The sequence below is a fragment of the Dryocola baronae genome (assembly GCF_051297175.1).
Classification (GTDB): domain Bacteria; phylum Pseudomonadota; class Gammaproteobacteria; order Enterobacterales; family Enterobacteriaceae; genus Dryocola.
In genome coordinates this window covers 4809259-4830864 of record NZ_JBINNY010000001.1, presented here as the reverse complement: position 1 = coordinate 4830864, position 21606 = coordinate 4809259, and the positions used below count along the sequence as shown (strand labels likewise).

The following is a 21606-nucleotide window of genomic DNA, read 5'->3' as shown; positions in this document are numbered from 1 at the left end:
ATTTCACATTCAACCCGACATTTCACATTCAACCCGACATTTCACCTTCAACCCGACATTCCCCTTCCACCAATTCCTCCCAACCTTATCCACATTCCGGCAATAGCCTTGCAAACCGCGCGCGGGGCGGCGTTCGCCATTGTTCACCCATGGAAACAGTGAAATCCGCCCAGACGGATTTATCCCTCGTCGCTCCCTGCGTAGATTGTGATCCCTGTCACTTTCTGGCTCTGCAAATCAAACAGACGGGCGTTACTATGCTGAATAATAAAGATAAACCTGCAATCACCTCGTGGCTGGCGGTCTTTTCGCTGACCGTCGCCTGCTTTGTGATGGTCACCACCGAGTTTCTGCCTATCGGCCTGCTGACCAACATCGCACCTTCTCTCGGCGTGAGCACCGGCACCGCGGGGCTGATGGTCACTACGCCGGGCGTTGTCGCCGCCGTGGCGGCTCCCGTATTAAGCCTGATTTCCGGCCGCCTTGACCGCCGCCTGCTGATGATCGGCCTGTCCGCGCTGCTGGTGGTGTCCAACCTGATTTCCGCCGTGGCCGTTAACTTCCCGATGATGCTGCTGGGCCGCGTGCTGCTCGGCGTCTGCGTCGGCGGCTTCTGGTCATTTTCGATGAACTACGGCCGTCATCTGGTGCCGGAAGCGAGCCAGGGCCGCGCGGTGGCGCTGATCATCAGCGGCGTGTCCGTCGGTGCCGTCTGCGGCGTGCCCGCAGGGGCGCTGATTGGCGATCTGTTCGGCTGGCGCGCGGCGTTCTTCGGCAGCGCGGCGCTTGCCGTTGGCGTGTTTGCTGCCCAGCTGCGCCTGCTTACCCCCGTTCCGCCGAGCCGCCCGGTGACGCCGCAGGACCTGCTGCTGCCGTTCCGCCTGCCGATGGCGCGCATCGGGCTGATTGCCATCGTGCTGCTGTTCATCGGCCATTTCGCCGCCTATACCTACCTGCGCCCGCTGTTGCAGCAGGTGTTCGTGCTTAGCCCGTCGGCGATTTCCGTACAGCTGTTGGCCTACGGCGCGGTGGGGCTGTTGGGCACCTTTGCCGGGGAGCGCCTCGCCGAGCACAGCCTGCGTGCAACCTTTATCCTCGTCGCCGCGATGCTTGCGGGCATTCTGATCGTCTCGCCTCTGCTGAGCGGCCTCGCCGGCGCCACCCTGATGGTGCTGGTCTGGGGGCTGGCGTTTGGCGCGGTGCCGGTGTGTGCCACCAACTGGATGTTCGCCACCGTGCCGCAGGCGCCCGAAGCCGGGCAGGCGCTGCTGGTGTGTGTGATTCAGACCGCGCTGGCATCCGGCGCTTTGCTGGGCGGGGAAGTGGTGGACTGGCAGGGTGTGAGCAGCGCGATGTTGTTCGGCGGGGCGCTGATTCTTTCCGCCGCGCTGGTGTTCGGGCTTTCCTTGCGCAGTAACATGATTAGCGCTAAACAGTCATAACGATTATTCCCGTTGATAAACAGTCCCCGGCCCGCTCGGGGGCTGCCACAGAGAGCGCTATGGATCATCATCTACTGGCTATTCGCGTGTTTAACCGGGTGGTGGAAACCGGCGGTTTTACCCGCGCGGCCGACTCGCTGCGCATGCCGAAGGCCACCTTTACCAAGCTGATTAAAAGCCTGGAAGACCATCTGCAAACCAAGCTGTTTCAGCGCACGACGCGCAGCGTGTCGGTGACGCCGGAGGGCGAGTGCTACTACCGCCGCACCGTGAAGTGGCTGGCGGATTTGGAGCAGATGGAAGGCTGCATGACCGAATCACAAAGCGCGCCGCAGGGCGTGCTGCGCATTGACGTTGGCGGCGGCACGGCAAAGCACGTTCTGCTGCCTGCGCTAGGAGAGTTTTTAGAGCGCTATCCGCAAATCCAGATCGATCTGGGCGTTGGCGACCGCAATATCGACCTGATCAACGACAGCGCGGACTGCGTGATCCGCAGCGGCCCGCTCGCCGACTCCACGCTTATCGCCCGCCGCCTGTTCGAGCTGGAGTGGGTAACCTGCGCCTCGCCGGACTATCTGGCCCGTTACGGCACGCCAAAACACCCGGCGGAGCTGGAGCAGGGCTTCCCGCTGACCCACTATCGCCACGCGGTTAACGACCGCGTGCTGCCGCTGCGCTTCGTTGACCGCGGCAAAACCATCGAGCTGCTGCATCGCTATCAGGTGAGCGTTAACGAGGGGAACGCGCTGCTGGCGTCGGCGCTGGCGGGGCTGGGGATTATTCAGACGCTGCGTTTTATGACCGAAGCCCATCTGCAAAGCGGCGAGCTGGTCAGCGTGCTGGGCGACTGGCAGCCGCCAAAGGAGCATATGTTCCTGGTTTATCCGTCGAACCGCCACCTTAGCGCCAAGCTGCGGGTGTTTATCGAGTGGGCGGTGGCGAGGTTTAGCTAAACCACCCTCACCCTAACCCTCTCCCGCCGGGAGAGGGGATTTTCTTTTGCTCCCTTTCGCTGAGGGAGGGGGGAATGTCCGGAGAAGCCTTTCTGACTTCTCCTTCTCCTGGGGGAGAGGGCCGGGGTGAGGGCGTCCCTACGCCAAAAAAATCACTGCGGATAAGGCACCCAATCCCCGCCGCCGAGGCGCACGTACGGCTTGTCCTGGTACTGAATCACAATCGCGTTCGAGTTCTCGGACACCGCGGCGGTCTGCGGCAGGCCGCGCGTTAACGCCTCCCAGTCCACGCGATCGGCCACGAAGTTTTTGCCGTCCACCGAGCGCGCCACCAGTTCGGAAATCGCCAGCATGCTGCTCGGCTGGGCGATTTCGATGGCGTTACCCTCGTGCGGTGCCTTCATGCCGACAAACTTCACCCCTGCCGGAACGTGGGTGATCGCCGGGCTTGGAATATCCCGCAGCCCGGACACCTGCATCTTGTCGCCCTGCAGCGCCGCGCCGTGTTCCGGCACGATGACCACCATCACCCTGCGGTCGGATTTTTCGAGCTGCGTCAGGAAGGCGTCCAGCTCGTCGAACAGCTTCTGGGCGCGGGCCTTGTAGTCGGCGGTTTTATTGTTGCCCGGATAATGGTTGCCGTCGTGCAGCGGCAGCAGGTTGAAGAAGGTGGCGCTGCGCGGGTTGTTCTGGCGCTCCTCGCCTTCCAGCCAGCGGTCGAGCACCGCCGTGTCGTCGTACACCGGCGAGTTATCAAACGACAGCAGCCCGGCAGGCAGGCCCGCCTGGTTCATCAGCGGTGCCTGCATGCCGCCGTCCTCGCGAACCTCCTGCAGGAAGCCGCCAAACGCGCCGTTGTGGTCGAGCATCAGGTGCTGGCTGAAGCCGAGCTTAGCCAGATTTTCAAACAGATAGCACTGGTTGCCCGTGGGCTGATAAAGATCTTTATGCGATTGCTGGCCGCAGCTGGCGCGCAGCAGGCGAATCGCCGCCGGGCCGCTGTAGGAGGTCGCGGAGTTGAAGTTTTTAAACAGGATATCGAAGTGTTTCCACAGCGGGTGCGAGCTAAGCCCCGCCGCTTCGATATCCGCCCACGAGAGCGAACAGATGTTGATCACCAGCAGCTCAAACGGCTGCGCGTCGGCAGGCAGCTCGGTGGGGAATTTGGTCACGCGCTTCGCCTCGGCCGCGTAGAAGTTATTCAGCCAGGCCGTGAGGTTTTGCGTGGTGGGCGGCGCGGTCTGCGCGGGAATATCGCCGGGAACCGGGGCTACCGCCGCACCGGTTTCGGTCGCCGTTGCCGTAGCACCCGCCGTGGCAGCCGCTGGAGCGGCAGGGAACAGCGACAGGGCCGGGCCTGCAATCGTCAACACGTTCAGCCAGATAAGCGCTGCCACCACGAACACCGTGATGCGCAGCCACTGGGAGAGAAACAGCCACAGCACGAGCAGCACGAAGGCGGCGCCCACCATCTGCCAGTTGATAAAGCGGGTGACTAAATCGACCACGTAATCGAGGCTAAAGCCCGCCAGCTGCGAGCCCTGGCTCATGATGCTTTCCGGGCCGGGCAGCCAGGTGTCGTGCCAGAACAGGCCGATCCCGACGGGCAGCGCAATCCAGTTGCGCAGGCGGTGCAGCTTCAGGCTCGGCAGCGGCAGCAGCAGAAAGGCGACGAACACCAGGTTGGCGAGCGGGTGAAAGTTGAGGTAGCCGGTCCACAGCAGGCCGAACTTCAGCAGGAAATAGTAGTTCCAGCCGCCGAGGCCGCGCCAGTTTTGCCACAGGGGGGCGAGCGGCGTTACCGCTTTTGGTTTTTTAGTCATTTCGATGGTCTGCCCTGACGGAAGAACGGCGCAGCGTGCCGGCCGGTTTAACGTAACGTGGCTTTAAAAAGAGCAGCCGGATAAGCGCGGTCAATCGCGGTAGCCAGCGGTGCGCCCAGTAGCCCAGCGGGATAAAAATTACCGCGCACAGCAGCACCAGCTGGAGGATATCGGTGAGGTTCATCATGATTGTGCCTGCTCCCGCTTCGGCCCTTTCAGGAGGGTGACGGGCGTAGGAATGCGGCGCACCGCCTCGCCGCCGCGCTTGGCCCTGCGCGCTTCGCTAATGTCGGCGGAGACAGCCAGCGGTTTCGCCCATTTTTCCGGGTTGAGCGCCTGCATCTGCACCAGCTCGGCGGCTATCTGGTTATCCTCGTACCACACCATGCGGTTGGAGAAAATGTCCCCCACCGGCAGCGGGAAAATGTGGCCCAGGGCGGTGTCGAGGTCGTTGATACGGCAGAACGATAAAAACAGGATCAGGCGGTTTTCGCCGATGGTGACGATATCGCCCATGCGGTTAGTGCGGCACAGGGTAAGCGCCTGCTCGGCGCGCAGACCCGGCACCGGGCGCAGGGCAACCATCACGCCTTTGCCGTCCTGCGGCAGAAGCGTGTTGTTCATTAATGCCGAAATAGCGCTGCAAAACTCGCCCCACGGCTGGTATCCGCGCAGCTTGAGCGGCTGCATCTGGTCGATAAGCAGGTTGATGTCTTCCGGCACGTGGCGGCTGAACTGCTGGCCCTGCACGCTTTCAATCAGCGTCAGGCTGCGCGACAGCGGCGCGTTCCACGGGATGATAAGCGTCGCGCCGCAGCCGAGCAGCAGGCGTTCGTCGGTGGCGCGCAGGCTGGCGATATTTTCCCGCACGATAATTTTGAGCGCGCTGCCGCGCTGGCGGCGCAGGGTATGAATCTGGCGGGCGATGCTGTCTATCTGATTGTTTTTCGAAAGCGAGAAGATAACGGTAGCCGCCTGGGCGCTGCGGGCGGTTTCGAACAGGGCTTCGTTGGAGTCGAACGTCTGCCAGTGTTCCGACAGCGGCGGCGCGCCTTCCAGAATGGCGACATGGCTGAGAATTTGCTTTTCGTCGCTGCGCGGCTGGAGCACGGTTTCGGTGGTTTCCACCAGCCGCCAGCCGTTGTCCCATTGCAGATCGAGCTGCTGCTGGGCGCTGACGCCTTTCTCATTACACCAGAACGAAACGTCGTAGCGATAAATATCGCCCTGATAGCGCAGGCTGGCGAGGCCGTTAAGCATTTGGTGTTCGCTAACTAATAAAGAACGCTGTTTGTCGCTATTATTCCCTGTATTGATGAACAGGAGTGTGCATTTATAGCGTTGCGTCCATTTACTGATGTTCCCTAGCCATTTTCTTAAATCTGCCGTTGATATATTATCCCAGGCGTTGGGCGCGCCCAGAACAATAAATAAGTAATGTTCAGGATTAATGCTGCACATCAGATCGCGGCGCAAGGATTTTAGACTATTCTGCGAATTTGGCATGCTGTATAGGCGAATTTTTTCCGGGCCGTGATCCGCCTCCAGATTAATCTTCTCGCGGGGTTTAGAATCCATGGTGATAACCGCAACTTTTGTATGAGTACCTTGTGCGCTAATCGTTTGATTTACTAAGCGTATCGCGTCTTCCTGACGCTCAGCGTTTAGCCACCAGACGCCACCCGCTGGCATATGTCGCAATTCGTCCCACAATGAACGGATGCCGAGCGAAAATATGGGTTCCATGGCGTCCCCTTGATTATAAATTAGTATGTATGTCAGTTTACTAGCGAAAGCCAGGAAATAAACCTAACATTAAAAATAAACAGCGTGCTTTTAACATTGTAAGTCAAATTTCGTTTTCCGAACATTTGCCCACTTCCTACGGCTTGGGCGTGGCTAAGGAACCTTAACCAATATGCAAGAAATTGACCCGGTAAATGTTGGGGAACCTACCCTTGTTTATGCTTTTCAGAATGATTTTTTAGCGCTCAGCAAAGCATTTTCACTGCCCGAAATAGATTACACCGATATATCACAGCGGGAACAGCTGGCCGCCGCGTTTAAACGCTGGCCGCTGCTGGCGGAATTAACGCAACAATAGGGAGTGCCTGATGGCGATCGTTGGGTTACAGGGGTTGCGTGGTGGCGTGGGAACCACCTCTATCACCGCAGCGCTTGGGTGGGCCTTGCAGCAGTTGGGCGAATCGGTTCTGGTGGTGGACGCCTCGCCGGACAATTTGCTGCGCCTGAATTTCAACATCGACTTCGCGCAGCGCGGCGGCTGGGCGCGCGCGCTGCTGGATAACCAAAACTGGCACGACGCGGCGTGGAACTACACGACAAGGCTCGACGTGCTGCCGTTCGGTCAGCTTACCCACGACGAGCGCGAAACCTTCACCTCGCTTGAAAAAGCCCTCGGCGGCTTCAGCCATTCCCTCGAAGAACTCAAGTCCAGCGGGCGCTACCCGTGGATTCTGGTGGATTTGCCTTACGGCTACGACCCCCTCACGCGCCAGCTTTTAACCCGCATCGACCACGTCATTACCGTGGTGAAGCCGGATACCAACTGCCACACGCGCCTGCACCAGCAAACGCTGCCGCACGGGGCGCAGATTCTGGTCAACTATCTGCTGGTGGCAAGCCAGCTGCAGGATGATATCTACCAGGTCTGGCTGCAAAGCCAGCGCGACATGATCCCCGTCGTGGTTCACCGCGACGAGGCGATGGCGGAGTCCGCCGCCATCAAGCAGCCGCTGGGCGAATACCGCCCCGGCTCGCTCGCCGCCGAAGAGCTGATGACGCTCGCCAGCTGGTGCCTGCTGAACTATTCCGGGGCCAGAGCGTGAGCACGCTCGCCAACTGGCTGCTGCTGCCCGCCGCCAGCGAGCGGCTTGGCGCGCGCTATCGCACCTATCGCCGCAGCGGCTCGCCGCCATTTAGCGCCGCGCTCGGCTGCCTGTGGTTTACCCTCGCGTGGGCGCTGCTGCCGCTGGAAAACCCGCGCTGGAGCGGCATCCGCGCCCAGCACGACCGGCTTTATCCGCATATCAATCCCTCGCGTCCGCGCCCGCTGGACGCCCTGCGCTACGCGCTGCAAAGCCTGTGGCTGCTGGTTCGCGCGCCGGACAGGCGGCAAGGCCAGTGGTCGCGCCTGAAGTCCTTCGACCGGGTGCAGGCGTGGCGCGCGGGCTGGCACGGCTGGCTGGACGCGCTGCCCAATCGCTTTAGCCACAGCACGCGCCATCTGGATAACGAAAAGGAGCTGGGGCATCTCAACCACGTGCTGCGGCGGGTTATCCTCGGCGTCATCGTGGTGTTTTCCGGCCTGCTGGCGCTGCTGTGCATCACCCAGCCGTTTAACCCGCTGGCGCAGTTCACCTTCCTGATTCTGCTGTGGGGCGTAGCGCTGCTTGTCCGGCGGCTGCCGGGGCGCTTCTCGGCGCTGATGATGATCGTTCTGTCGCTCACCGTTTCCTGCCGCTACATCTGGTGGCGCTACACCTCGACGCTGAACTGGAACGATCCGGTGAGCCTGGTGTGCGGCCTGGTGCTGCTGTTCGCCGAAACCTACGCCTGGCTGGTGCTGGTGATGGGCTACTTCCAGGTGGTCTGGCCGCTGAACCGCCAGCCGGTGCCGATGCCGAAGGACACCAACACCTGGCCGGTGGTGGATATTTTTGTGCCGACCTACAACGAAGACCTGAGCGTGGTGAAGGGCACGATTTACGCCTCGCTCGGCATCGACTGGCCGAAGGACAGGCTCAACATCTGGATTCTGGACGACGGCGGGCGCGAGGAGTTTCGCCAGTTTGCAGACCAGGTGGGGGTGAAGTACATCGCGCGTCCAACGCACGAGCACGCGAAGGCCGGGAACATCAACAACGCCCTGAAGCACGCCACCGGCGAGTTTGTAGCGATTTTCGACTGCGACCACGTGCCGACGCGCTCCTTCCTGCAGCTGACCATGGGCTGGTTCTTCAAGGAGAAACAGCTGGCGATGATGCAGACGCCGCACCACTTTTTCTCGCCTGACCCGTTCGAGCGCAACCTCGGGCGTTTCCGCAAAACCCCGAACGAGGGCACGCTGTTCTACGGCCTGGTTCAGGACGGCAACGATATGTGGGACGCGACCTTCTTCTGCGGCTCCTGCGCGGTGATCCGCCGCGAGCCGCTGGACGCCATCGGCGGCATCGCCGTAGAAACGGTGACCGAAGACGCCCACACCTCGCTGCGCCTGCACCGTCGCGGCTGGACGTCAGCCTACCTGCGCATCCCGCAGGCGGCGGGGCTGGCGACCGAAAGCCTCTCCGCCCACATTGGGCAGCGCATTCGCTGGGCGCGGGGCATGACGCAGATTTTCAGGCTGGATAATCCGCTGTTCGGCAAGGGGCTGAAGTTCGCCCAGCGCCTGTGCTACGCCAACGCCATGTTCCACTTCCTGTCCGGCATACCACGGCTGATATTCCTGACCGCGCCGCTGGCGTTTCTGCTGCTCCACGCCTACATCATTTACGCCCCGGCGCTGATGATCGCGCTCTTCGTTCTGCCGCACATGATTCACGCGAGCCTCACCAACTCGAAGATTCAGGGCAAATATCGCCATTCGTTCTGGAGCGAAATCTACGAAACGGTGCTCGCCTGGTACATTGCCCAGCCGACGCTGGTGGCGCTGTTTAACCCGCACAAAGGCAAGTTCAACGTCACCGCGAAGGGCGGTCTGGTGGAGAACGAATACGTCGACTGGGTGATTAGCAAGCCCTACCTGTGGCTGGTGATGCTCAATATTCTCGGCATCGCCTTCGGCGTCTGGCGCTTCTTCAACGGCCCGCAGGACGAGGTGTTAACCGTGGTGGTGAGCCTGGTGTGGGTGTTTTACAACCTGATTATTTTGGGCGGCGCGGTGGCGGTATCGGTTGAGAGCAAGCAGGTGCGGCGCGCGCACCGCGTTGAGATCGCCATGCCTGCGGCCATCGCCCGCGAGGACGGCCACCTGTTCCCCTGCACGGTACACGACTATTCCGACGGCGGGGTGGGCATCAAGGTTCACGGCCCGGCCAACGTGCTGGAAGGGCAAAAGGTAAACCTGCTGCTCAAGCGCGGCCAGCAGGAGTACTTCTTCCCGGCGCGCGTGGTGCGCGTGTTTGGCGACGAGGTGGGCATCCAGCTTGCGGACATGACCACCCGTCAGCACATCGATTTTATTCAGTGTACCTTCGCCCGTGCCGATACCTGGGCGCTGTGGCAGGACAGCTTCCCGGAAGATAAGCCGCTCGAAAGCCTGCTCGATATCCTCAAGCTCGGCTTCCGGGGCTACCGACACCTGGCGGAGTTTGCCCCTCCGTCGCTGAAGTTTGTTTTCCATACCCTCACGACGCTGGTGGACTGGATTGTGTCATTTATTCCGCGGAGCCCGGAGAAAACCCGGCTGCGGCCCCCGTCTGCATTGGCCCAACCACAATGATGAAAACGCGATGAAAAGAAAAATTAGCTGGTTATGCGCAGCGGCGCTGGGGCTTAACGTCCTGCCGACAACGACAGTGAATGCGGCCGATGAGGCGACGCCTGCCGCGCCCGTTGCGGCGGCTCCGGACGCGGCCGCACCGACGGCTACGGCCGAACAGCCCGTAGGCCAGGTGCTGCCGGGCGTGGCCCGTGCCAACGCGCCGATCGTGGACGACGGCGCGCCTTCCCGCGACGTGAAGCTGAACTTCGCGCAGATCGCCCCGCCGCCGGGCAGCATGGTGCTGCGCGGCGTCAACCCGACCGGGGCGGTGGAGTTCGGTATGCGCAGCGATGAAGTGGTGTCGAAGGCGATGCTGAATCTGGAGTACACCCCGTCGCCCGCGCTGCTGCCGGTGCAGTCGCAGCTTAAGGTCTATCTTAACGACGAGCTGATGGGCGTGCTGCCGGTCACCAAAGAGCAGCTCGGCAAGAAAACCCTCGCCCAGGTGCCCATCGACCCGCTGTATATCACCGACTTTAACCGCGTGCGCATGGAGTTTGTCGGCCACTACCGCGACATCTGCGAAAACCCGGCGAACTCCACGCTGTGGCTGGACGTCGGGCGCGGCAGCTCGCTGGCGCTGACCTACCAGCGCCTGCCGGTGCAAAACGATCTGTCCCACTTCCCGATCCCGTTCTTCGACAGCCGCGACGACCGCCCGCTGGTGCTGCCGATGGTCTTTGCCGCCGCGCCGGACGTTGACCAGCAGCGTGCGGCGGGGATCATCGCCTCATGGTTCGGCTCGCGCACCGTGTGGCGCGGCCAGCGGTTCCCGGTGCTCTACAACCAGCTTCCAGACCGCAACGGCATCATCTTTGCCACCAACGCCAGCCGCCCGGATTTCCTGCGCGACCACCCGCCGGTTAACGCGCCGACGGTTGAGATGATAAGCCACCCGGACAACCCTTACGTGAAGCTGCTGGTGGTGCTGGGCCGCGACGATAAAGACCTGATTCAGGCGGCGAAAGGCATTGCCCAGGGCAACGTGCTGTTTCGCGGCAGCAGCGTGACCGTCGATGACGTCAAGCCGCTGCTGGCCCGCCAGCCCTACGACGCGCCGAACTGGGTGCGCACCGACCGGCCAATCACGCTCGGCGAGCTGAAAAGCTACGAGGAGCAGCTCCAGTCCACGGGCCTTGAGCCAACGGCGATTAACGTCACGCTCAACCTGCCGCCTGACCTGTACCTGCTGCGCAGCAACGGCATCGACATGGACCTGAAATACCGCTACACCGCGCCGCCGATCAAAGACAGCTCGCGCATGGATATCAGCCTCAATAACCAGTTCCTGCAGTCGTTCGACCTGAAGCCGAACGAAGAAAACAGCAAGCTGCTGCTGCGCCTGCCGGTGCTGCAAGGCCTGCTGGACGGTAAAAACGACGTGGCAATTCCGGCGCTGCGCCTCGGCGCGGCAAACCAGCTGCGCTTCGATTTCGCCTACATGAACCCGATGCCGGGCGGCTCTATCGACAACTGTATTACCTTCCAGCCGGTGCAGAACCACGTGGTTATCGAGGACGAGTCCACCATCGACTTCTCCAGCTACTACCACTTTATCGCCATGCCTGACCTGCGTTCGTTTGCCAACGCGGGCTTCCCGTTCAGCCGCATGGCCGACCTGTCGCAGTCCATCGTGGTGGTGAACAAAGCGCCGAAGCCCGCGCAGGTGACCGCCATGCTGGACGCGCTGGGCACCATCGGCGCGCAGACCGGTTTCCCGGCGGTTAACGTCACGGTGACCGACGATGCCAGCACGATTCAGGGAAAAGACGCCGATATCATGATAATCGGCACGATTCCCGACAAGCTGAAAGACGATAAGCGCATCGACCTGCTGGTGGATGCCGCGAAAAGCTGGGTGAAAACCCCGATGCGGCAGTCTGTGCTGCAAACCGCGATGTCCGACGAAATCGACCGCGCGGCGGACGCGCAAACCACGGTTTCTTCCCAGGGCGCGATGGCGGCGGTCGTCGGCTTCCAGTCGCCGTACAACGACCAGCGCAGCGTGATTGCGCTGCTTGCCGACAGCCCGCGCGGCTACGAGCTGCTGAATAACGCGATGAACGACAGCGGCAAGCGCGCGGCGATGTCCGGCTCGGTGGCGGTGATCCGCGAATCCGGCGTAAACGGCATCCGCGTGGGGGATATTTACTACGTCGGACACCTGCCGTGGTTCGAACGCGTGTGGTACGCGCTTTCAAACCATCCGGTGCTGCTGGCCTTCTTTGCCGCAATCAGCGTCGTGCTGCTGGCGTGGGTGCTGTGGCGCATTCTGCGTATTCTGAGCCGCCGCCGTATCGACCCGGATGACGAGTAAGAGCGGTGACCAGCGGAGGCACGCTATGCGCAGATTTTCATTAAATATCATCAGCCTGTCGCTTGGGCTTGCGCTGATGCCGCTGTCGGCCCTGGCCGTCACGCCCCAGCAGCAGCTGCTCGATCAGGTGCGGCTGGGCGAAAGCAGCAAGCGTGAGGATTTGGTGCGCCAGTCGCTGTATCGGCTGGAGCTGATGGACCCGAATAACCCGGACGTTATCGCCGCCCGCCTGCGCTATCTGCTGCGGCAGGGCGACAGCGACGGGGCGAAGAAACAGCTCGACCGATTATCAACGCTCGCGCCGTCTTCCCGGGCGTACCGGCAGTCGCAGGTCACCATGACGCTCGCCACGCCGGAGGGCCGCCAGCAGCTTCAGCAGGCGCGTTTGCTGGCGACGACCGGGCACGCCGTGGAGGCGATAGCCGCCTGGCAAACGCTGCTTAACGGCAATCCGCCGCCGGACGATCTGGCGGCGGAATATCAGGCGGTGCTGGCGCAGGACCCGGCGCGCCTCAAGATTGCCGAGCAGAAAAAAGAGCAGGAGATTGCCGTCGCGAAGGCCAACAACCCGGCCGAAATTGCGGGCGCTCAGGGCGAGGCGTATTCCCGGCAGGGCAAGCGGGCGCAGGCCGTCCAGCAGTTTGAAAAAGCCATCGCCATGGAGCCTGACAGCGACAGCCGCAGCAAGTGGGACAGCCTGCTGCAAACCAACCGTTACTGGCTGCTGATCGAGCAGGGCGACGCGCAGCTCAAGGCCAACAGCCTGGCGGGCGCGCAGCAGAAATACCAGCAGGCGCGAGGCGTGGATAATAGCGACAGCTACGCCGTGCTCGGGCTTGGGGACGTGGCGGTTACGCGCAAAGACGACGCCGCCGCCGAACGCTATTACCGGCAGGCGCTGCGCATGGACAGCGGCAACGCCAACGCGGTGCGCGGGCTGGCAAACGTCTATCGCCGCCAGTCGCCGGAGCGGGCAACGGCCTTTATCCAGACGCTTTCCGCCAGCCAGCGGCGCAGCATCGACGACATCTCCCGCAGCCTTGAGGGCGACCGCCTCGCGCAGCAGGCCACCGAGCTTGAAAACCAGGGGCAGTGGGCGCAGGCCGTAGAGGCGCAGCGCCAGCGGCTGAAGCTCGACCCGGACAGCGTGTGGATTACCTATCGCCTCGGCAAAGACCTTGTGGCGGCGGGTAAGCGCCGCGAAGCGGACGCGCTGATGGGCGGACTGGCAACGCGCAGGCCCGGCGACCCGGAGCAGGTGTACGCCAACGGGCTGTACCTGTCCGGCAACAATCAGGACGACGCGGCGCTTGCCCATCTCAATACGCTGCCGCGAAGCGAATGGAACGCCAATATCAACGAGCTGGCCGACCGCCTGCAAAGCAACCGCGTGATGGAAACGGCAAACCGCCTGCGCGACGGCGGCCAGGAGGCGGACGCCATCGCGCTGCTAAAACAGCAGCCGCAGTCCGACCGTATCGATTTAACGCTTGCCGACTGGGCGACGCAGCGGGGCGACGGCAAAACCGCCGAGGCGCTCTATCAGCAGGTTCTCCAGCGCGATGCGCAGAACGCCGACGCGCGGCTGGGGCTTGCGGAAGAGTATGCGGCGCAGGGCGACAAAGCCCAGGCGCGCGAGCAGATTGCCCTGTTGAAGCCCGCGCCGAACGCCGAGCCGCCATCGCTTAATACCGCGCGGCGCATCGCCAATATTCAGGCTGGCGTGGGCGAAAACGCCCAGGCGCAGCAGACCTTTGCGAAGATTATTCCCGCCGCCAAAAACGCGCCGCCGTCGATGGAAAGCGCGCTGGTGCTGCGCGACGGGGCGCGCTTCCTCGCGGCTAACCGGCAGCCGCAGCAGGCGCTGGAAACCTACAAAGACGCGATGGTCGCTTCCGGCGTCGCCGCGCAGCGCCCGATGGATAACGACACCTTCACGCGGCTGACGCGCAACGACGCTAAAGACGATTGGCTCAAACGCGGCGTGCGCGGCGACGCGGCGGATCTTTATCGCCAGCAGGATGTGAACGTCACGCTCGACCACGACTACTGGGGTTCGAGCGGTACGCCGGGGTATTCCGACCTGCAGGCGCACACCACGATGCTGCAGGCGGACGCGCCGCTAAGCGACGGGCGGATGTGGTTCCGCACCGACATTGTGAACATGGACGCGGGCAGTTTTAAAGACACCGGCGACGGCGGCTACAACGAACGCTGGGGCACCTGTAACGAACACACCTGCTCCGGCAGCAACCAGCAGCGCGCCAACGGGGCAAGCCTCGCCGTGGGCTGGAAAAACGACACCTGGGAAACCGATATTGGCACCACGCCGCTCGGTTTTGACGTGGTGGACGTGGTCGGCGGCGTGAGCTACAGCAGCGATCTCGGCCCGCTGGGCTACACGCTTAACGCCCATCGGCGACCGATCTCCAGCTCGATGCTGTCGTTTGCCGGACAGCGCGACCCGAATACCAACACGGTGTGGGGCGGGGTGCGCGCAACGGGCGTCGGCGTCAGCACCAGCTACGACAAGGGCGAGGCGAACGGCGTCTGGGCGAGCCTCAGCGGCGACCAGCTCACCGGGAAAAACGTCGAGGATAACTGGCGGGTGCGCTTTATGACCGGCTACTACTATAAGCTCATCAACGAGAACAACCGCCGTCTGACCGTCGGGCTGAGCAATATGCTCTGGCACTACGATAAGGATCTCAGCGAGTATTTCCTCGGCCAGGGCGGCTATTACAGCCCGCAGCAGTACGTGTCGTTTGCGGTTCCGGTTATCTGGCGGCAGCGCACGGAAAACTGGTCGTGGGAGCTGGGCGGCTCCGGCTCGTGGTCGTATTCCAAATCCAAAGACGGGCGGCGCTATCCTGTTTCAAGCCTGGTGCCGAACAACGGCGAGTATGACGACCGGGACGCGCCGTCGAACGGCGGCAGCAGCAACGGCTTCGGCTACACGGCGCGGGCGCTGGTCGAACGTCGCATCGATTCCCACTGGTCGATTGGCGCGGGGATAGATATTCAGGAAGCGAAAGATTACACCCCAAGCCACGCGCTGGTCTTCGTGCGCTATTCGCTCGCGGGCTGGCAGGGCGATATGAACATGCCGCCGCAGCCGTTGGTGCCCTACGCCGATTTTTGATGGTGTATAAGTGATTTGAATGTTGGATGGCGCTGACGCTTATCCAACCTACGGGAATGAGCCGGTAGGGCGGGTAAGCGCAGCGCCACCCGCCGCAAGCTTCTCAAAGCCAGATAAACTATTCGCGAAGCGGATAAGTGCAACGCCTTCCGCGCTGAGATAAAGTATACTCAGCCCGCATAAGACAATGCTTAGGCGGGTTGAAACAGAGCGGAGAGTAAGCTTGCGAGTCAGTCGTTCCCTAACGATAAAACAGATGGCGATGGTGTCAGCCGTTTCCGTGGTGTTTATCTTCATTTTTATCGTCGTGCAGCTGTTCCACTTCGTGCAGCAAAGTCGCTACGACACGGCAAGCCAGATGGAAAAAATCGCCCATTCGGTGCGTTTACCCCTGTCCGAAGCCATCCTGAAGGCCGATATCCCGCAGGCCGAGTCGATTCTTAGCCAAATTCAACCTTCCGGCATTATCAGCCGGGCGGACGTTGTGCTGCCAAACCAGTTCCAGGCCCTGCGCAAAAGCTTCACGCCGGAACGCCCGATCCCGATGTGGATTGCCCGTCTGTTTGAGCTGCCGGTGCAGATTTCCCTGCCGCTTTATTCGCTTGAACGCCCGGCAAACCCGCAGCCGCTGGCCTATCTCGTTCTGCAGGCCGATTCCTGGCGGATGTACAAATTCATTATCAGCACCATTTCGACCCTGCTTACCACCTATCTGCTGCTGGCGCTGATTCTTTCCGTGGCGATCAGCTGGTCGATTAACCGCCTGATTATCCACCCGTTACGTAAGATTGCCCGCGAGCTGGACAGCCTCAGCCCGCAGGACGCGGCGGCCCATCAGCTCAAGCTACCGCCGCTGCACCACGACGATGAAATCGGCATGATGGTGCGCAGCTACAACCGCAATCAGCAGATGGCGCTGCGGCTGCATCAGGAAATGGGCGCGATGAGCACCCGCCACGCGGTGACCGACCTGCCGAATAAAGCCCTGCTGCTGGCGCTGCTCGAACAGACGGTGGTGAACGAGAAAAGCAGCGCGCTGATGATTATCGCCTGCGAAACGCTGAACGACGCCGCCGGGGTGCTCAACGAAGAGCAGCGCGAAACCCTGCTGCTGACCATGGTGAGCAAAATCAAAAGCGTGCTGCCGCCGAGCATGGTGCTGGCGCAGCTGAGCGGCAACGACTTCGGGATTATCGCCCACGGCGCGAAGGATTCCTGGTACACCATGGCGCTGGCCCAGCAGATCATGGCGGCGCTTAACGAGAAGCTGCCGATCGGCGATTTACAGCTTAAGCCGACCGCCAGCATCGGCATCGCCATGTATCACGGCGGCCTGAGCGCGGAACAGCTTTATCGCCGCGCGGTGTCCGCCGCGTTTTCCGCCCGCCGTCACGGTAAAAACCAGATTCAGTTCTTCGACCCGGAGCAGATGGAAAAGGCCCAGCGCCGCCTCACCGAAGAGCACGACCTGATGAGCGCGCTGGAAAATCAGCATCTGGCGGTTTGGCTCCAGCCGCAGGTGAACATGCTAACCGGCGCGACGGTCAGCGCCGAAGTGCTGCTGCGCATGAAGCAGCCCGACGGTTCATGGGCGCTGCCGGACGGCCTGATTGACCGCATCGAAGCCTGCGGGCTGATGGTGACCATCGGCACGTGGATCCTCGAAGAGTCCTGCCGCACGCTGTCGGCGTGGCAAACGCGCGGCATTACCCTGCCGCTCTCCGTCAACCTGTCGGCGTTGCAATTGATGCACGAAACCATGGTGCCGTCGCTGCTGGAGATGCTGACCCGCTATCGCATTCAGCCGGGTACGCTGATTCTGGAAGTGACGGAAAGCCGCCGCATTGACGACCCGGACGCGGCGGTGAAAATCCTGCGTCCGCTGCGTAAGGCCGGGGTTAGGATCGCGCTGGATGATTTTGGTATGGGCTACGCCAGCCTGCGCCATCTGCATCATCTGAAGTCGCTGCCCATCGACGCGCTGAAAATCGACAAGAGCTTCGTCGACGGCCTGCCGGAGGACGGCGCAATGGTAAGCGTTATTGTTGCAATGGCGAAGACGCTCGACCTGAAGCTTGTTGCCGAAGGAGTAGAGCACACCGCCCAGCGCGACTGGCTGGTGGCCCAAGGGGTGACGGTAGCGCAAGGCTATCTGTTCGCTAAGGCATTGACGCTCGAAGAGTTTGAATCCCGCTATCTGTCGGCGCACATCGAGTAACACCATTGTTGCAAATGTTATTGGGCTGGCGCGAGTCAGCTCAATAATTTAACAATTTTGTTTACAAATTAGCGCTGCATCACGTCTCAAATAATCCATGAGTGGTAATTTTCCCCCCGCAGGCCGTAAGGCAAATCGGCGGCGCTGCGGAATTTTTCCTCTCAAGGACACCCTATGAAAATCACTCTCTTCAAAAGCCTCTACTTCCAGGTGCTGACCGCCATTGCCGTGGGTATTTTGCTCGGGCACTTCTATCCTGAGGTGGGCGCGCAGATGAAGCCGCTTGGCGACGCCTTCGTTAAGCTGATTAAAATGATCATCGCGCCCGTTATCTTCTGTACCGTGGTCACCGGCATTGCGGGCATGGAAAGCATGAAGGCCGTCGGGCGCACCGGTGCGGTCGCGCTGCTCTATTTCGAAGTGGTCAGCACCATCGCGCTGATTATCGGCCTGATTATCGTAAACCTGGTGCAGCCGGGCGCGGGCATGAACGTAGACCCCGCCACGCTTGATGCCAAGGCCGTGGCCATGTACGCCGAACAGGCGCAGCAGCAGGGGATTGTCGCCTTCCTGATGGACGTGATTCCCGGCAGCGTGATCGGCGCTTTTGCCAGCGGTAACATCCTTCAGGTGCTGCTGTTCGCCGTGCTGTTCGGCTTTGCGCTACACCGCCTGGGCCACAAGGGCCAGCTGATTTTCAACGTTATCGAAAGCTTCTCGCAGGTGATTTTCGGCATCATCAATATGATCATGCGCCTGGCGCCTATCGGCGCGTTCGGGGCGATGGCGTTTACCATCGGCAAATACGGCGTCGGCACGCTGGTGCAGCTCGGCCAGCTGATTATCTGCTTCTACATCACCTGTATTCTGTTCGTGGTGGTGGTGCTCGGGTCGATTGCCCGCGCGACCGGCTTTAGCATCTTCAAGTTCATCCGCTACATCAAAGAAGAGCTGCTGATCGTGCTCGGCACCTCGTCTTCTGAATCCGCGCTGCCGCGCATGCTCGATAAGATGGAGAAGCTCGGCTGCCGCAAATCGGTGGTGGGGCTGGTGATCCCTACCGGCTACTCGTTTAACCTCGACGGCACGTCAATCTACCTGACGATGGCGGCGGTGTTTATCGCCCAGGCGACGAACAGCCACATGGATATCTTCCACCAGATCACGCTGCTGGTGGTGCTGCTGCTCTCTTCCAAGGGCGCGGCGGGCGTGACCGGCAGCGGGTTTATCGTGCTGGCGGCGACGATTTCCGCCGTGGGGCATTTACCGGTGGCGGGCCTGGCGCTGATTCTGGGCATCGACCGTTTCATGTCCGAGGCGCGCGCGCTGACCAACCTGGTCGGTAACGGCGTGGCGACGGTGGTGGTGGCGAAATGGGTTAAGCAGCTCGATGAGAAACAGCTTAAAGAAACGCTGGATAACAAACATTCCGCCAAAAAAGTGACCGAAGTCGCCCCTTAACCCCCTCCAATTGCCCGCAGCGACTTGCCCTCGCTGCGGGCGAGTCGGCATAATCCCCCTCATATGCTTATTTTTTCTCTTCTTATGTGACGTTTTCGCGCTAATGCGGTCAAACGGAATGGTGAAACGTCACCAACGTCGGCTTGTTAAGCCTAAGGCTTCGCCGTCGTTATACTTTTTAACCAGGAATGTTTCTCAGGGGTTCACATGCAGGGCACCAAAATTCGACTCTTAGCTGGCGGATTGCTGTTGGTCGCCGCCGCCAGTAATGTGCAGGCAGAAGCACTACAGCCCGACCCGGCATGGCAACAGGGCCAGCTTGCAAATGGTTTTCAATGGCAGGTTCTCGCCACGCCGCAGCGCCCAAGCGATCGTGTAGAAATCCGTCTGATGGTGAATACCGGCTCCTTAACTGAGAGTACCCAACAGACCGGCTACAGCCACTTTTTGCCACGGCTGGCTTTGACCCAGCATGGCAGCCTGCAACCGTTGCAGGCACGTTCTTTATGGCAGCAAAGCGTTAATCCAACCAGTCCCCTGCCGCCCGTCATTGTCTCCTACGACTACACGATGTTTAACCTCAGCCTGCCGAACAACCGCAACGATCTGCTAAAAGAAGCGCTCACGTTTCTGGCAGACAGCAGCCGGAATATGGCGGTGACGCCGGAAACCGTGAATGCCGCGCTGCAAACGCAGGATATGGTGGCGACATGGCCGATGGATACCCAGGACAGCTGGTGGCGCTATCGTCTGAAAGGCTCCACGCTGCTGGGGCACGATCCCTCTGAAAGCCTTAAGCAGCCGGTTGATGCCGAGCAGCTCAAGGCCTATTACCAGAAATGGTACACCCCGGATGCGATGACCCTCATCGTTGTCGGCAACGTCGATAGCCGCAACATCGCAGAGCAAATCAGCAAAACCTTCGGCGAGCTGAAGGGCAAACGCGAAACGCCGGCCCCGGTACCAACGCTTTCCCCGCTCAAGCAGGAGCCGGTCAGCCTGATGACCGACAGCGTGCGCCAGGACCGCCTTTCGCTGATGTGGGATACCCCGTGGCAGCCGATTCGTGATTCCGCGGCCCTGCTGCGCTACTGGCGCGCGGATCTTGCCCGTGAAGCGCTGTTCTGGCACGTACAGCAGAACCTCAGCAAGGGCAGCGCCAAAGATCTCAACCTGAGCTTTGACTGCCGCGTGCTCTACCAGCGCGCGCAGTGCGGCATTAATCTTGAAACGCCAAACGATAAGCTCAACGCCAACCTGGCAACGGTGGGCCGCGAACTGGTGCGCGTGAGGGACAAAGGCCTTGCGCAGGAAGAGTTTGACGCGCTGATCGCGCAAAAGACCATGGAGCTGACCAAGCTGTTCGCTACCTACGCCCGCACCGATACCGACGTGCTGATTAGCCAGCGCTTACGCTCGCTGCAAAACCAGGTGGTGGATATCGCGCCCGAGCAGTATCAGAAGCTGCGCCAGGACTTCCTGAACAGCCTGACGGTGACGATGCTTAACCAGGACCTGCGCCAGCAGCTGTCCCAGGATATGTCGCTGGTGCTGCTGCAGCCGAAGGGCGAGCCGGAGCTGAATATGAAAGAGCTTAAGGCAACGTGGGATAAGGTGATGACGCCGCCGCAGACGCAGCCGCTGTCGGACAGCCCTAAGCAGGACGTGTCGGATATTCCGCCGGTTCAGTAGCGCGTGTGAACAGAAAGAAGGTGGATGGCGCTTGCGCTTTTCCACCCTACGGGTCGCTGTAGGGCGGGTAAGCAAAGCGCCACCCGCCAGCTTACGAGCTTAGGCAGGCATTGCCGCTTTAGGAATAATAGCCCCGCGATACTGAATCACGGTGCTCGCCGTGAGGTGCCCGCGTTTTGCGGCCTCTTCGGCGCTGCCGCCGGTCAGGCGAACGGCTAGATAACCGGCGCTGAAGGAGTCCCCGGCGGCGGTGGTATCCACCACTTTCTCTTTCGGCAGCTTCACCGCCGGTACTTCCAGCAGCGGCTCGCCGGCCATCGCGACCAGGCACGAATCCGCGCCGCGCTTAATCACAATTTCCTGCACGCCAGCGGCCTGGGTACGGGCAATCACCTCTTCGACCGGCTTTTCGCCCCACAGCAGGTCTTCGTCGTCCAGCGTCAGGAAGGCGATGTCCGTGCAGCTCAGCATCTGCTGATAAACCTTCTGCGTTTCTTCGCGGCTGGCCCACAGGCGCGGACGATAGTTGTTATCGAAAATCACTTTGCAGCCGTTGGCGCGTGCCTTATGCAGCAGCGCCATCAGTTTTTCGCGGCTGGCCGCGTTGAGGATGGCAAGGCTGATGCCGCTCAGATACAGATAATCAAACTGCGCCAGTTCGGCGCAAATCGCCTCGGCCTGTTCGCTTTCCAGCCAGAAACGGGCGGCGGCTTCGTTGCGCCAGTAGTAGAAGGTGCGCTCGCCGGTGGCGTCGGTTTCGATGTAGTAGAGGCCGGGCAGGCGGTGCTCCAGGCGCTGGGTTAGGCTGGTCTGCACGTTCTCTTCATGCCACGCGTCGAGCATCTGCTGGCTGAAATTATCTTCGCCAAGTGCGGTGACGTAGTGCACCGCAAGATCGTTTTCGTTGACCTGGCGGGCGATATAAACCGAGGTGTTAAGCGTGTCGCCGCCAAAGCCACGGCTGACGTCCGCGCCCTTTTGCGACAGTTCAATCATACATTCGCCGATAACGGCAATTTTACGCGTTGGCATGAGCTGAGAACCTGAATTTA

Annotated in this window: 14 protein-coding genes; 10 read left to right on the top strand and 4 right to left on the bottom strand. The window is 61.2% G+C overall.

The genetic code is table 11. The features are described 5' to 3' along the window. Positions 1-257 precede the first annotated feature (257 nt). Both ACSPHG_RS22820 and ACSPHG_RS22815 read left to right on the top strand, forming a co-directional pair. Positions 258-1442 (top strand): MFS transporter, encoded by a 1185-nt coding sequence (locus tag ACSPHG_RS22820; protein ID WP_435955751.1) that lies wholly within the window; start codon positions 258-260, stop codon positions 1440-1442. Positions 1443-1501: 59 nt separating this feature from the next. After that, entirely contained in the window at positions 1502-2395 is an 894-nt protein-coding gene (locus ACSPHG_RS22815; protein WP_435955750.1) for a LysR family transcriptional regulator, read from the top strand. 152 nt (positions 2396-2547) lie between these two features. On the opposite strand, the gene bcsG is transcribed toward ACSPHG_RS22815, so the two are convergent. The 3 genes from bcsG to bcsE are packed head-to-tail and all read right to left on the bottom strand — an operon-like array spanning position 2548 to position 5964. Then, positions 2548-4218: a cellulose biosynthesis protein BcsG gene (bcsG, locus tag ACSPHG_RS22810; RefSeq protein WP_435955749.1), complete on the bottom strand. Its 1671-nt coding sequence runs from the start codon at positions 4216-4218 to the stop codon at positions 2548-2550. Next, positions 4211-4402, bottom strand: coding sequence for a cellulose biosynthesis protein BcsF (gene bcsF / locus ACSPHG_RS22805; protein WP_435956079.1), 192 nt, complete (start codon positions 4400-4402; stop codon positions 4211-4213). Before bcsF ends, bcsG begins: the two co-directional genes overlap by 8 nt. Then, positions 4402-5964, bottom strand: a complete 1563-nt coding sequence (gene bcsE, locus ACSPHG_RS22800; protein ID WP_435955748.1) for a cellulose biosynthesis protein BcsE — start codon at positions 5962-5964, stop codon at positions 4402-4404. The genes bcsF and bcsE overlap by 1 nt, the downstream gene beginning before the upstream one ends. Positions 5965-6136: 172 nt before the next feature. On the opposite strand from bcsE, the gene bcsR reads away from it, so the two are divergent. From bcsR to ACSPHG_RS22760, 8 genes are all read left to right on the top strand, one after another. Then, complete coding sequence (gene bcsR, locus ACSPHG_RS22795) at positions 6137-6322, top strand: cellulose biosynthesis protein BcsR (RefSeq protein ID WP_435955747.1); 186 nt, start codon at positions 6137-6139, stop codon at positions 6320-6322. 10 nt (positions 6323-6332) lie between these two features. Beyond that, entirely contained in the window at positions 6333-7067 is a 735-nt protein-coding gene (bcsQ, locus tag ACSPHG_RS22790; RefSeq protein ID WP_435955746.1) for a cellulose biosynthesis protein BcsQ, read from the top strand. After that, positions 7064-9682: a UDP-forming cellulose synthase catalytic subunit gene (gene bcsA, locus ACSPHG_RS22785; RefSeq protein ID WP_435955745.1), complete on the top strand. Its 2619-nt coding sequence runs from the start codon at positions 7064-7066 to the stop codon at positions 9680-9682. The genes bcsQ and bcsA overlap by 4 nt, the downstream gene beginning before the upstream one ends. A 10-nt stretch (positions 9683-9692) precedes the next feature. Beyond that, on the top strand, positions 9693-12041 hold the full coding sequence (gene bcsB / locus ACSPHG_RS22780; protein ID WP_435955744.1) for a cellulose biosynthesis cyclic di-GMP-binding regulatory protein BcsB: 2349 nt from the start codon (positions 9693-9695) through the stop codon (positions 12039-12041). A 76-nt stretch (positions 12042-12117) separates the two neighbouring features. After that, positions 12118-15183 (top strand): cellulose synthase complex outer membrane protein BcsC, encoded by a 3066-nt coding sequence (gene bcsC / locus ACSPHG_RS22775; RefSeq protein ID WP_435956078.1) that lies wholly within the window; start codon positions 12118-12120, stop codon positions 15181-15183. A gap of 223 nt (positions 15184-15406) precedes the next feature. Beyond that, positions 15407-17401: a biofilm formation regulator HmsP gene (gene hmsP, locus ACSPHG_RS22770; RefSeq protein WP_435955743.1), complete on the top strand. Its 1995-nt coding sequence runs from the start codon at positions 15407-15409 to the stop codon at positions 17399-17401. A 174-nt stretch (positions 17402-17575) separates the two neighbouring features. Further along, positions 17576-18862 carry a dicarboxylate/amino acid:cation symporter gene (locus tag ACSPHG_RS22765; RefSeq protein ID WP_435955742.1) on the top strand — a complete coding sequence of 429 codons (1287 nt, stop codon included), beginning with the start codon at positions 17576-17578 and terminating at the stop codon, positions 18860-18862. 207 nt (positions 18863-19069) lie between these two features. Continuing rightward, positions 19070-20554, top strand: a complete 1485-nt coding sequence (locus tag ACSPHG_RS22760; protein WP_435955741.1) for a M16 family metallopeptidase — start codon at positions 19070-19072, stop codon at positions 20552-20554. 99 nt (positions 20555-20653) lie between these two features. Here ACSPHG_RS22760 and kdgK read toward each other — a convergent pair whose 3' ends face one another. Further along, positions 20654-21586, bottom strand: a complete 933-nt coding sequence (kdgK, locus tag ACSPHG_RS22755; RefSeq protein ID WP_435955740.1) for a 2-dehydro-3-deoxygluconokinase — start codon at positions 21584-21586, stop codon at positions 20654-20656. Positions 21587-21606: the final 20 nt, after the last annotated feature.